11 protein-coding genes are annotated in these 12,607 nt (G+C 69.2%); 4 read left to right on the forward strand and 7 right to left on the reverse strand.

The features are described from left to right. The first annotated feature begins 37 nt into the window (after window positions 1–37). Entirely contained in the window at window positions 38–1,147 is a 1,110-nt protein-coding gene (locus AB0B89_RS01785) for a DegT/DnrJ/EryC1/StrS family aminotransferase (RefSeq protein WP_358546630.1), read from the forward strand. Here AB0B89_RS01785 and AB0B89_RS01790 read toward each other — a convergent pair whose 3' ends face one another. The 4 genes from AB0B89_RS01790 to AB0B89_RS01805 all read right to left on the reverse strand — a co-directional run bounded on the left by AB0B89_RS01790 (window position 1,148) and on the right by AB0B89_RS01805 (window position 4,583). Further along, the gene (locus tag AB0B89_RS01790) at window positions 1,148–1,753 is read right to left on the reverse strand and encodes a dTDP-4-dehydrorhamnose 3,5-epimerase family protein (RefSeq protein WP_358546633.1); all 606 of its coding nucleotides are present in this window, start codon (window positions 1,751–1,753) and stop codon (window positions 1,148–1,150) included. Then, the gene (locus AB0B89_RS01795; protein ID WP_358546635.1) at window positions 1,750–2,724 is read right to left on the reverse strand and encodes an NAD-dependent epimerase/dehydratase; all 975 of its coding nucleotides are present in this window, start codon (window positions 2,722–2,724) and stop codon (window positions 1,750–1,752) included. Before AB0B89_RS01795 ends, AB0B89_RS01790 begins: the two co-directional genes overlap by 4 nt. Next, entirely contained in the window at window positions 2,717–3,931 is a 1,215-nt protein-coding gene (locus AB0B89_RS01800; RefSeq protein WP_358546638.1) for a class I SAM-dependent methyltransferase, read from the reverse strand. The genes AB0B89_RS01795 and AB0B89_RS01800 overlap by 8 nt, the downstream gene beginning before the upstream one ends. Window positions 3,932–4,013: 82 nt before the next feature. After that, window positions 4,014–4,583 (reverse strand): DUF1707 domain-containing protein, encoded by a 570-nt coding sequence (locus AB0B89_RS01805; protein ID WP_358546641.1) that lies wholly within the window; start codon window positions 4,581–4,583, stop codon window positions 4,014–4,016. A 309-nt stretch (window positions 4,584–4,892) separates the two neighbouring features. Here AB0B89_RS01805 and AB0B89_RS01810 point away from each other — a divergent pair, with 309 nt between their 5' ends. After that, the gene (locus AB0B89_RS01810; protein ID WP_358546644.1) at window positions 4,893–6,311 is read left to right on the forward strand and encodes an NDP-hexose 2,3-dehydratase family protein; all 1,419 of its coding nucleotides are present in this window, start codon (window positions 4,893–4,895) and stop codon (window positions 6,309–6,311) included. A 298-nt stretch (window positions 6,312–6,609) separates the two neighbouring features. Next, window positions 6,610–7,575, forward strand: coding sequence for an aldo/keto reductase (locus AB0B89_RS01815; RefSeq protein WP_358546647.1), 966 nt, complete (start codon window positions 6,610–6,612; stop codon window positions 7,573–7,575). On the opposite strand, the gene AB0B89_RS01820 is transcribed toward AB0B89_RS01815, so the two are convergent. The 3 genes from AB0B89_RS01820 to AB0B89_RS01830 are packed head-to-tail and all read right to left on the reverse strand — an operon-like array spanning window position 7,551 to window position 10,307. After that, on the reverse strand, window positions 7,551–8,219 hold the full coding sequence (locus tag AB0B89_RS01820) for a response regulator transcription factor (protein ID WP_358546650.1): 669 nt from the start codon (window positions 8,217–8,219) through the stop codon (window positions 7,551–7,553). The genes AB0B89_RS01815 and AB0B89_RS01820 overlap by 25 nt on opposite strands. Next, window positions 8,197–9,318 (reverse strand): sensor histidine kinase, encoded by a 1,122-nt coding sequence (locus tag AB0B89_RS01825; RefSeq protein WP_358546653.1) that lies wholly within the window; start codon window positions 9,316–9,318, stop codon window positions 8,197–8,199. Before AB0B89_RS01825 ends, AB0B89_RS01820 begins: the two co-directional genes overlap by 23 nt. A 38-nt stretch (window positions 9,319–9,356) precedes the next feature. Then, window positions 9,357–10,307 carry a UbiA family prenyltransferase gene (locus tag AB0B89_RS01830; RefSeq protein ID WP_358546656.1) on the reverse strand — a complete coding sequence of 317 codons (951 nt, stop codon included), beginning with the start codon at window positions 10,305–10,307 and terminating at the stop codon, window positions 9,357–9,359. A 483-nt stretch (window positions 10,308–10,790) separates the two neighbouring features. Here AB0B89_RS01830 and leuA point away from each other — a divergent pair, with 483 nt between their 5' ends. Next, window positions 10,791–12,593 carry a 2-isopropylmalate synthase gene (gene leuA / locus AB0B89_RS01835; RefSeq protein ID WP_358546659.1) on the forward strand — a complete coding sequence of 601 codons (1,803 nt, stop codon included), beginning with the start codon at window positions 10,791–10,793 and terminating at the stop codon, window positions 12,591–12,593. Window positions 12,594–12,607 lie beyond the last annotated feature (14 nt).

Below are 12,607 nucleotides of genomic sequence, written 5' to 3' on the forward strand. Positions count from 1 at the left end.
CGTGATTACGCTGGGCCCGAATCCGAGGAGGACGCCGATGCCCACCCGTGTCTGGGACTACCTGGCGGAATACGACGCCGAGCGCGAGGACATCGCCGACGCCGTGGAGACCGTGTTCCGTTCCGGGCAGCTCGTCCTCGGCGAGAGCGTCCGCTCCTTCGAGCGGGAGTTCGCGGCCTACCACGGGGTGCGTCACTGCGCGGGCGTCGACAACGGCACCAACGCCATCAAGCTCGGCCTGCAGGCCCTGGGCGTCGGCAGGGGCGACGAGGTGATCACCGTGTCCAACACCGCGGCGCCGACGGTGGTCGCCGTCGACGGGGTGGGCGCCACACCGGTCTTCACCGACGTGCGCCCGGACACCTACCTCATGGACGTCGCCCAGGTCGAGGCCGCGATCACCCCGAGGACCCGGTGCCTGCTGCCCGTCCACCTGTACGGGCAGTGCGTGGACATGGCGCCGCTCGAACGGCTCGCGGCCCGGCACGACCTGGTGATCCTTGAGGACTGCGCGCAGGCGCACGGCGCCCGCCATCACGGGCGCGTGGCGGGGTCGATGGGCGCGGCGGCCGGGTTCTCGTTCTACCCGACCAAGGTGCTCGGCGCCTACGGGGACGGCGGAGCGACGATCACCTCCGACGACGCCGTGGACGCCAACCTGCGCAGGCACCGCTACTACGGCATGGAACAGACGTACTACGTGGTGGAGACGCCCGGGCACAACTCCCGGCTGGACGAGGTCCAGGCCGAGATCCTGCGCCGCAAGCTCCGCCGGCTCGACCGGTACATCGCCGGCAGGCGGGCCGTGGCGGCGCGCTACGCCGAGGGCCTCGGCGACACCGAGCTCGTCCTTCCCTCCGTCGCCGAGGGCAACGAGCACGTCTACTACCTGTACGTCGTGCGGCATCCCCGGCGCGACGACATCATCGCGGCGCTGCGCGCCCATGACATCCATCTCAACGTCAGCTATCCCTGGCCGATCCACACCATGTCTGGTTTCGCGCATCTCGGCCACGCGCCTGGCAGTCTGCCCGTGACCGAGGAGCTGGCCGGCCAGATCTTCTCCCTGCCGATGTACCCCTCCCTGCCGGTGGGGCTCCAGGAGAAGGTCATCTCCGCGCTGCGCGAGGTGCTGAGGACGCTGTAGTCAGGACCTCGGGAAGCCCTTCTCGACGGCCAGGCAGGCCTCGTACCGGGGAAGCAGGCCGCGCTCGGCGGCCCCGGACAGCGTGGGGGCCAGCAGGTCGCGCTCGGAGAGGATCGGCTCGGCTCCGGACGGAAGGATCAGCCCGATCTCCGCGTCGAAGACCGACACGGCCAGCTCGTTCCTGCTCTGGTACTCCTGCGAGAGCAGGTAGCACACCACCGTGTCGTCCTCCAGCGCGGCGAAGGCGTGCCCGACCCCCGGCGGCAGGTACACCGAACGGCAGGTGTCGCCTGCCAGCTCAAGCTGGTCCCAGCGGCCGAAGGTCGGCGACCCCACCCTGAGGTCGACCACGAGGTCCAGTGCCCTGCCCCTGGTGCAGTACACGTACTTCGCCGTCCCCGGCGGGGCGAGGGTGTAGTGGACGCCACGGACCACTCCCCGCCTGGACGTGCTCTGGCTGGCCTGCGCCACCGGAAACAGCGGGTGCCCGACCGCCTCGGCGAAGGCCGCCTCCTGGTAGGTGGACACGAAGAAGCCGCGATCGTCGGGATAGGTCTCGGGGACGAACTCGAAGGCGCCGGTCACCGCCAGCTCTCGCGGTTTCATACGCGCTGCCCCGCCAGGCGGGAGACCGTGCGGCGCAGTGCCTCGTCGAGCGGCACGCGCGCCGTCCAGCCGGTACGCCTGTGGAAGGCGGCAGGGTCGGCCACGACGCTTTTCGGATCCATGAGAGTCGCCCCATCCGGCGGTGGAGTGGAGATGACGGGCACGGGCTCGGCCCCGGTGTACGCGGACGCGATCTCCGCGATGGCGGTGAAGAGGTGGCGGACGCTCGTGCCCCGGCCCGTACCGACCAGCCAGTGCCGGCCGGCGAGCGCGTGCGCCCGGCCGAGCGCCGCGACGAATGCCTCGGCGGCGTCGCCGACGTAGAGCAGGTCGCGCTCCACGCCGCCGTCGCCCCACATGGTGAGCGGCTCGCCCGCCAGGGCGCGGCGTGCCATCACCGCGACCACGCCGCGGTCGGCGGCCGGAGCCGCGCCGAACACCGTGGGCAGGCGCAGCGTGACGCCGCGCACCACCCCCTGCGCCGTGGCCGCCGCAAGGACGCGCTCCGCGGCCAGCTTCTGCCGGTCGTAGGGGGTCTCGGGGTCGTCGGGCTCGGTTCCGTCGATCCGGGCCTGGACCCGGCGGCCGACCTGCGACGTCGATCCGGCGAACAGGACGACGGGGGGCGGGCCGGGCCTGCGCTCAGCCCGCAGGGCCTGGACGATGTCGCCCACGACGCCGCAGTTCACCTTCTCCACCGCTCCCCCGTTCGTGGCCGTACGCCAGTCGCCGTGCAGGAGCAGGTTGATCACGACGTCGGCGCCCGCGACGGCCTCCGCCACCTGGCCGGGCACGGCGAGGTCGGCCCGGCGCACGTCGACGTCCCGCGGCGCGTCGCAGGGGACCGGTGAGGGCCGGCGTGCCACGAGGCGCAGCCTCACGCGGCGCGCGACGAGCTTCGCGACCAGAGCGGAGCCCACGAAGCCCGAGGCTCCGAGGACCACGACGAGCGGGCGGCCCCGGTCAGACAACGTGCACCTCGGGGACGTAGAGGATCCATCTGCCGCCCGACTCCCTGAACGCCCGCTCCTTGGCCATGATCTCTTCCGCGTGGTTCCAGGCGAACAGCAGGGCGTAGTCGGGGTACGGGCCGGAGAACGCCTCGGGGCTCCGCACCGGGATGCGCGACCCGGGTGTGAGCCTGCCCTGCTTGGCGGGCGTGGTGTCGCAGACGAACGGGACCAGCTCGGGCCCGATGCCGCAGTAGTTCAGCACGGTGGCGCTCTTGGCGGTCGCGCCGTACCCGGCGACCGTGGCCCCCTCGTCCCGCAGGCCGGTGAGCAGTTCCACGAGGGCGTCCCGGATGTGCTCGACGCGGGCGGTGAACCTTCGGAGGGTCGCCGGATCGGTGATCCCGGCCGAGCCCTCGGCCGCCAGCAGCTCGGCCACCGCCGGGCCGGGCCGCCTCGCGCCCCTGCGCGCGAGCGTGTAGCGGACCTCACCCCCGTGCACGGGCAGCCGCTCGACGTCGACGAGCTCGAACCCGGACCGCTGCGCCATCCGCTGTACGGACCCGGCGGTGAAGAAGTAGAAATGCTCGTCGTAGATCTGGTCGAAGGAGGCGCGCTCCAGGATGTCCGCGAGGTAGGGGTCCTCGAACACGAAGACGCCGTCTGGCCGCAGCAGCGCGTCGACCCCGCTCAGGATCGACTCCATGTACGGGATGTGGCACAGGGTGTTGGCGGCGTAGACGACGTCCGCAGGGCCGTCGGTGTCGCGGATCCGCCGCGCGGTGGCCTCCTCGAAGAACTCCTTTCGCACCCGCACCCCCTTGGCCGCGGCCAGGTCGGCCACCCCTCCGGACGGTTCGACGCCCAGGTGCCGGACGCCGGCGTCGGCGATGCTCCTGAGCATCGTGCCGTCGTTGCAGCCGAGCTCGACGACGAAGGGATCGGGCCCCGCGAGCTCCGTGGCCAGCAGGGTCTTGGCCAGTGCCTCGAAGTGCTCGCGCATGACGGCGGAGCCGGAGGACAGGTAGGGGTATGCCTCGTGGAACATGCGCTCGCGGGGGACCTCCTCCAGCAGCTGCACCATCGTGCACGTCTGGCAGATCCCGACCGCGAGCCGGAAGGAGAACTCCTCCCGGGTGTCACCGGGCTCGACGAACGCGTCCGAGATGGGCTGAGGTCCGAAGTCCGCGAACTCGCTGAGCCGACCCGAACAGACCCGGCATGACATAAGAGACTCCTTCGGTAGTGTCGACGATCGTCGGCCGACCGGGGACGGCCCGCGCACCACCCGTGACTCTCCCGTGCCACGTTCAGGCACGTGGGCGGCGGTACCTCACCCAGACGTCGCCGATCCTCACCAGGCCGAAGAGCCGCAGCGTGACCGCGTCCGGCGCCGGCGGATGGTGAGGCTTGTTGTGGACGCTGCCCATCGACCGGGTGATGACCTCGTCGGCGCGGACCCGCCAGCCATGGGGAACCAGCAGCACGATGTCCCCGAGCCCGCACTCGACCTCGACGGAGACCTCGCTGTGATGGCAGATCGCCTGGGTGAAGTCGATGCGGACCTTGCCCCACGCGACCTTGGCGCTGATGAGAGGAGGGACGACCCAGTACCCGGTCTGCCTGAGGTTCCTTCTGCCCCGCGTGTGGAGCCGCAGGACGTCGGAGGCGTCCTCGCGCGTCGCGGGCAGGTCGCCCGCCTGCGGCAGGTCGGCCACGATGACGTCCAGCTCTCCGCAGGTGCGAGCCGCGTACGTGCGGTCGAGCCTTTCGTGCAGCTCGTCGATGCTGATGCGGCCCTCGCTGAGCGCGACGCGCAACGTTTCGGCCACGTTGTCCCGGTCACGGTCGCCTGCCCGGATCTCCGCGTGATCGGTCATGGCGCCCACTCTAATGATCAGTTTTTCATGCTGCCAGCCCGCCCGACCCGCGGCTCCCATCGCGATGAATGCCCCGATCGCCTCGCAATGCCCTTACCTCCGTCGGATCCAGACGCTATTAGGGGGTCGACCCGTGGAGAACCCCTGCTTTCTCGCAAGGGTCAGAATAGGGGTTCCGGAACCCGGCAGGGGGGTTGAGCGGGCCCCTCACAGCGTGACATCTTCGCCGTTGAGCGTGGATGGCAGCCACGTGTGTGAGCCGCCCGTTAGGAGCCCACCATTCCTACACTCTCCGCCCAGCCGGCACAGGTGAGAATCGCCGAGTCCGCTCTTTCGGGAGGGGCCCATTTCACACACGTCGCGGCCGTCCGCCATTGGCTCTCGGAAATAGCGGAACGCGCATATATGGATGTCGACCGGCTCGCGCTCGACGAGCTGGACGGCTGGCGGCACGACCCGGCGACGGGGAACATCGTCCACAGGAGCGGCGGGTTCTTCACCGTCGAGGGACTGGACGTCCGCTTTCCCGGAAGTCCCGTGACGGCGTGGACGCAGCCGATCATCAACCAGCCGGAGGTCGGCATCCTCGGCATCCTGGTCAAGGAGTTCGACGGCGTCCTGCACCTGCTCATGCAGGCCAAGAACGAACCGGGCAACCACAACGGGCTCCAGCTGTCGCCCACGGTGCAGGCCACCCGGAGCAACTACACGCGGGTACACCAGGGCAGGCCGGTGCCCTACCTCGACCACTTCCGCAACCCCACGGGGCGCGTGCTGGCCGACGTGCGCCAGTCGGAGCAGGGGGCCTGGTTCTACCGCAAGCGCAACAGGAACATGGTCGTGGAGGTGGCCGAGGACATCGAGCCGGCCGACGGGTTCTGCTGGCTGACCCTGGGTCAGGTGCACGAGCTGCTGTCCGTGCCCGACCTGGTGAACATGGACGCCCGTACGGTGCTGGCCTGCCTGCCGTTCAGCGGCGGGGGTACGGCCGCGACGTTCGGCTCCGGCGGGGTCGACGGGTTCCGCGCCTCGCTCATCCGGTCGTGCGACCCCGGTCAGGGGGGCCGGCACCGCATCGAGGAGATCCTGAGCTGGACCACCGGCATCCGTTCCACGGTGGAGATCCAGACCGAGCGGATCCCGCTCAACCGGCTGCGGCGCTGGCGCCGGACCGGCGGGAAGATCTCCCACGAGACGGGCAGGTTCTTCGACGTCATCGGCGTGAGCGTCGCAGCGAGCGGGCGCGAGGTGGGCCGCTGGACCCAGCCGATGATCGAGCCCATCGGCAGGGGGGTCATCGCCTTCCTGGTCCGCAAGATCGGCGGAGTGCTCCACGCCCTGGTGAACGCGCGGGTCGAGCCGGGGAACACCGACGTCGTCGAGCTGGCGCCGACCGTGCAGTACACGCCGGGGAACTACGATCACCTACCGCCCGAGGCCAGACCGCTCCTCCTGGACGAGGTACTCGGGGCCCCGCGAGACCGGATCCGCTTCGACACCATCCTGTCGGAGGAGGGCGGGCGCTTCTACCACGCCAGGAACCGCTACCTCATCGTCGAGACGGACACCGACCCCGCGCCCGGCCACCCGGGCTTCCGGTGGCTCACCCTGCACCAGCTGGGAGAGCTCCTCCGGCACAGCTACTACGTGAACGTGCAGGCGCGCACCCTCAGCGCCTGCCTGTACGGCCTGACGTCCGCGAGCGGGGGCGGTTCCCGGCGCCCTTAGGGCCGGGGACCCAAAGGGCGCCCGCGATTTCACGGGCAGGGCGCCGGACGCCTTTTCCGATCACACTGGTACGCCGCCTTCGAGATGATCGAATGAGCGGTCCCGGCGGATCAACACTATCCCATCCCATGCCACCATTTAATGTATATAAGCGACCTAAATCACATGCCCTACTTCCTCGGAAGTAGAGCCATTCTGATGGGCGACTGTACTTTGACCGGACTTTGACTAAACTCTGACAGAGGCCGGATACCAATAGAAATGCACTATTCTGGGATGGGCGCGTTAAGGGGTCCGCTTGCGTTACACGAGGTTGGGACAGACAGGGCCGGTCATCTCGACCATCGGACTCGGCTCGCTCGCCCTCGCCGGCGCCTACGGTCGCATCGACAACGCTGAGGCGCTCACCCTGATCCGCAGGGCGCTCGACGCCGGCGTCACCCTCATCGACACCGCGGGCTTCTACGCCGCCGGCCAGGTCGAACGCCTCGTGGGCCGGGCCGTCGCCGGGCGGGCCGGCCAGGTGGTGGTGTGCACCCGGGGCGGCATGCGCCGCGCGCGGCCGGGTCAGCCGCCGAGGTTCGACGGGCGGCTCGACTACCTGGAGCGTTCCTGCGAGTCCTCCCTCGAACGCCTCGGCGTCGACTGCATCGACCTCTACTACCTCCACTGCCAGGACGAGCGCGTCCCGCTGGAGGCGAGCATGGCCCGCCTGTCCAGGCTCGTGCAGGCCGGGAAGATCCGCTACCTGGGCCTGTCCAGCGGCACGCTCCAGCAACTGCGGCGGGCGCACGCCGTGCACCCCGTCACCGCGATCGCCGTCGAGTACTCGCTCTGGGGCGCGCGCGCCCAGCCGGACCTCCTGCCCGCCGCCCGGCAGATGGGCATCACCGTGGTCGCCGCCCGCCCGCTCGGCCGCGGCTTCCTCACCAGCCGCATCCGCTCCCCCGTACAACTGGGCGCGGGCGACTGGAGGCACGAGGACCCCCGCTTCCAGCCGGAGAACCTCCGGCTGAGCGTGGGGCCGCTCCGGGAGGTCGAGGCCGCGGCGGCGCAGCTGGACGTCGGCGCGGGCCGCCTCGCCCTCGGCTGGCTGCTCGCCCAGGGCGACCACATCGTCCCCGTCCCGAGCACCCGCGACCCGGTGCACCTGGAGATGAACCTCGCCGCGTCGGCGGTGGAGCTCGCGCCCGCGACGCGCGACAGGCTGGCGAGGATCTTCCCCGCCGCCAGGTTCGATCAGTCGGCGTCGCTCCTGCTCTGAGGGGAGATGAGCGACGCGGCGAGGGCCTTGTTGACCGCGTCGATCCGGGACACCGCGTTGAGCTTGACGAAGATGTTCCGCATGTGCCGTTTCACGGTCGCCTCCGCCAGGCCGAGGCAGCGGGCGATCTGGCCGTTGCTGAGCGCCTGGGCGGCCAGTTGCAGGACCTCCTGCTCCTTGTTCGAAAGGACGCCCGCGGGAGGCCCCTTCACCTGGGCGAGGCTGTGGCGCGAGACCGCGAGCACGACCCTCCCGGGATCCTCGTGGACGCTCCTCACCGCCGCGATCAGCTCGTGCCGGTGGACGCTCTTGAGCAGGTAGCCGCAGATGCCGGCCACGAGGAGCCGCGTGAGCAGTTGGGGCCCGTCGTACATGCTCAAGATGATGATCCGGGTCGCGGGCGAGATCTTCCGGATCCGCGTGACGGTCTCGGTGACCTCGTCACCCGGGATCTCGACGTCCAGCAGGACCACGTCCGGCCGCGTCTCCTCGACCAGGGCCAGGGCGGAGGAGGAGTCCCCGGCCTCACCCACGATGCCCATGTCCTCGACGGCCTCAAGGATCTCGCGCAGCCCTTCCCGGAAAAGGGCATGGTCGTCGACGATGGCGACGGAGATTTCGTTACTTCGATTCGTCCGATTCATGGGACTGTCTCTTTAGGGGGATGAAGAGCTCGACTAGACAGCCGTTCCCTGGTTCGCTGGAAATGGTCACCCGCCCCCCGAGCAGCTCCGCGCGCTCGCGCATGGACGCGAGACCGACGCCTCCGCGTGCCCGGGCGAGCTGCGGTGCGAAGCCATGCCCATTGTCCTGTACGGACGCGAGGAGTTCGTGCGGAGCGATGTCCACCCGCATGAGGATCACCGATGGGCGGGCGTGCGTTATCGCGTTGCGGGCGGCTTCCCTGACGATGAGAAACGCCTGGTCGAGCACTCGCGGCTCGGCCCACGACTCGTCGCCGTTCACGTCGAGCCCGACGGACACACAGTCGTCCTCGACCGCTTCGAGAAAGCCGAGCAGCGCTTTCTCCAGGCTCTTCACAGGCACCTGGGGATATAACTCCGACGTCATCTGCCGGAGGTTCTCCATGGTCTCCTGGATGGCCTGCTGCGCGACCGCGATCTTGGCGGACGCCCTGGCGGGGTCCGTGGCCCTGTGGACCTCCGAGAGCGCGAGCTGCTGGTGAGCGACGCTGATCCCGTGGCCGACGCGGTCGTGGAGCTCGCGCGCTATGCGGCGGCGCTCCTCTCCCTGGGCCTCGTGCACCTGGTTGAGGAGAAAGCCGTGATAGCTCTCGGACGCCTCGCGGATTCGCCGGGAGAGGCTCTCCTCCATTCCGGTGGCCACCAGCGTGAAAATCTCGGTGGGCGACCCGGCGTCCTCGGCTATTCGCCGCGCCAGGTGGGCCAGAGCGGTCCTGAAGAACAGCGAACCCGCCTCAAGAGATGCCTTGGGGTGAACTCCGGTCGCGGCGCGAGTACTGCCGACTTCCCAGGCATGGAATTTATAGAGCTCGTTGACCTGCACCTTTCCGGCGCGAAGCATGGCGGCCACATCGTCGAGGACGTAGTGGGCGGTCATAAGAGCCTGGCGCGTCGCCTGCGGATCGCTTGACAGAACGTTGCCGCTGGCTTGCAGCTCTGACTCGAATTCCGAAAGGATTTCTTTCCGGCACGCGTCGACGAATCTCGCCGGGTCGTTCCCTGCCCCTTGTGCCGCATCCAAGGAAGTCCCCTCCGCCATGGGACGCGCGTGCCCCCAACTATCTCGCAGCTGCGACTTTAAAGCAACATATAGGATGACATATTGCTGATCAGCGCGGTAATGTGCACGAGGTGTTGCGTCGCCATGAACACTCGGTAAGGCCGTCGTTGTCGGCGGCGGCTCCCCTTGACGGAGGCGGCGCGACCGGCCATGATCACCGCTGCGGCGCCCGCGCTCATGGCGACGAACGCCCCGATCAGCGGAATGCCGAGGACGAGTATGGTGACGCCGAAGGCGGCCACCAGCACGGCCGCGGCGACGGACATCACGCACCGTGACGTCCGCTCCCCGAGCGTGACGCCGATCGTGCGCCGGCCCGCCGCGGCGTCCCCATCGATATCGGACAGATCCTTGGCGGGAACTCCGACGAGCGTCATCCAGTAAGTGGCGGCGATCGCGAACACGATCAGTTCGAGCGGCGTGGAGACGCTTTCGCCGCCGGTGGAAATGAAGAACCCGCACCAGTAGGACAGCAGGCCAGAGACGCACAACACGATGATTGTGCCTCCGGATCCGCTTTTGAGGGGAAATGGCGGTCCTGAGTACAGGTAGCCGAGAAGCAGATTGGCCCCGACCATCCACGTCACCTGAACGGGCAGCGCCAGGGTCACGCCGAGCGAGAGGCCGGCCGCGACCAGGGCGACGGCCACCGCGGTGCGCGGATCGAGGTCGCCACGGGCGATCGGCCTGCGGGAGTGGTTGACGCGGTCCTCGGTGACGTCGGTGACCCCGTTGTAGAGATAGATCGCGAGAATCGACAGGACCCAGGCCACCGCCCCCTGGAGCACCTTCGCCGGGTCCGGCATCGCTCCGGCCGGCACCGCGAGCGCGGCCCCCGCCAGGTATCGGAGCGTCGAAATCGACAGGACGGCCGGCCGGGCTTCGACGACGCACAGCCCCAGCACACGAATACCGGACCGCAGGGCGGAAGCCCCGGTAGCCTGCCTCGTTGCCCATATGCTCGTCATGCCCGGATTGTTCCCCGAAGCCCGCGGCTCGTTAAGAGGATGATCCGAAAGTTGTAGCCGGGACTGATTCTTTGGATACCACCCGTACCACCATCGGATATCTGGGCCGAAATCCTCGGGGACCCGTATTGTCGGGCCGTGCCCACCCCTACTAGCCTGGAGCCAGCGGAAAACGCCGGAAAGGCGGGCTCCGGCCGCTGACCGAGGCTCATTGATTTCACCCTAGGGAATCCAATGCCGGATTTCAATCCCTGGGGCCGATAAAGGTGCTCGACGATCGCGACCACCCATTCACCCCTGGCGGGCCCAAGCTCCGGCAGGAGCTCTCAATTCTGGCGAAGAACGCCGGAAACACAGTCGATGTCAATCTGTTTGTCATGAACGGTGGAGGGAGGATGCGCCCGGCGCACGGCGCTCGGCGTGGAGCCCAGGTCCGACATCAGGATTCTTCAGCCGTGAGTCATTCAGGAAAGGAAGTTTGACGTGAGAGGCGTCGAGCGCTACGCGGGATTCACCCCCGTCGACCTGACCGACCGCACCTGGCCCGGCAATCGCATCGTCTCCGCTCCACGCTGGTTGTCCACCGATCTCCGGGACGGCAACCAGTCGCTCGCCAACCCCATGACCCCCGAGCGCAAGCTCATGATGTTCGACCTCCTTGTCAGCATGGGCTACAAAGAGATCGAGGTCGGGTTTCCCGTCGCCAGCCAGAACGACCACGACTTCGTGCGGATGCTCATCACGCAGGACCGGATACCCGACGATGTGCGCATCTCGGTTCTCACCCAGGCCCGCGACGAGCTGATCAGGCGGACGGTGGAATGCCTCGCGGGGGCGCCCCGGGCGACGATCCACATCTACAACGCCACCTCCCCGCTGTTCCGGCGGCTGGTCTTCGGCATGAGCCGCGCCGAGTGCAAGGATCTCGCGGTCCAGGGCACCCGGCTGATGATGAAGTACGCCGAGCGGACGCTCCGTGACTGCGACCTCGGCTACGAGTACTCCCCAGAGCTCTTCAACGAGACCGAGCCGGACTTCTCCCTGGAGGTCTGCGAGGCCGTCATGGACGTCTGGGAGCCCGGGCCCGACCGCGGGATCATCCTCAACTTCCCGACGACGGTGGAGCGCTCGCTGCCCAACGTCTTCGCCGACCAGATGGAGTGGCTCGACCGGAACCTCTCCCGGCGCGAGCACGTCTGCCTGTCCGTCCACCCGCACAACGACCGGGGCACGGGGGTGGCGGCAGCGGAGCTGGCCCTGCTGGCGGGGGTCCAGCGCGTCGAGGGCTGCCTGTTCGGCAACGGCGAGCGCGCCGGCAACGTCTGCCTGGTGACCCTCGGCATGAACCTGTACGCCCACGGGGTCGACCCGGGCATCGACTTCTCCGACATCAACGCGATCCGCCGCACCGTCGAGCACTGCAACGAGCTGCCCGTCCACCCCCGTCACCCCTACGGCGGCGACCTGGTCTACAGCGCCTTCTCCGGGTCCCACCAGGATGCGATCAAGAAGGGGTTCGACGAACTGGAGCAGCGGGCGGCCGAGACCGGCGCCGGCGCCGACGACCTGCCCTGGCGCGTGCCGTACCTGCCCGTGGACCCCAAGGACGTGGGCCGTACGTACGAGGCGGTCGTACGGGTGAACAGCCAGTCGGGCAAGGGTGGCGTCGCCTACGTCATGAGCGCCTGGCACGGCCTGAACCTGCCTCGGGGGCTCCAGATCGACCTTGCGGCCACGGTGCAGGCTCAGGCGGACGCGGCGGGCGGCGAGCTGTCGCCGAGCCGGATCGGCGCGCTCTTCATGGAGGAGTACCTCCTCCACGGCGAGCCCCCGGCCCCCCTGCCGGTGGGGCGGGAGCCGGTGACGGCGTCCCTGTACGTCGACGGCCGGTTCGACGTCGGCGGCGCCCAGGCGGACGCCGTCCGCACCCTCGGTTCGGTTCTGGCCCGCCATGGCGTCGAGGTGCGGGTCGTCCACCGCACCGGGCTGCCGCTCGACAACGAGGACCTGACGCCCGAACGGGCCGTCCTCGACGGCCGGTCGCGCGACGAGACCGTGATCTACGCCGAATGCCGGGTCGACGGCGCGGTGGCCTGGGGCGCCGGCATCGACAGGGACATCGCGACGGCCGCGCTCACGGCCGTACGCGTCGCCCGCAGGCGGCTCTCCCGCGACGGGCGCCTCGCGTCCGCCGAGGCGGACGGCGAGGTGACCGTACCCGAACAGCGCCGTCCCCTGGCGGCGGCCGGACTCCGAGCGGATGGTGGAGGCCGAACATGGCCGTAGACGACCAACGGAGG

This window comes from Sphaerisporangium sp. NPDC049002, from assembly GCF_040649355.1.
Taxonomy (GTDB): domain Bacteria; phylum Actinomycetota; class Actinomycetes; order Streptosporangiales; family Streptosporangiaceae; genus Sphaerisporangium.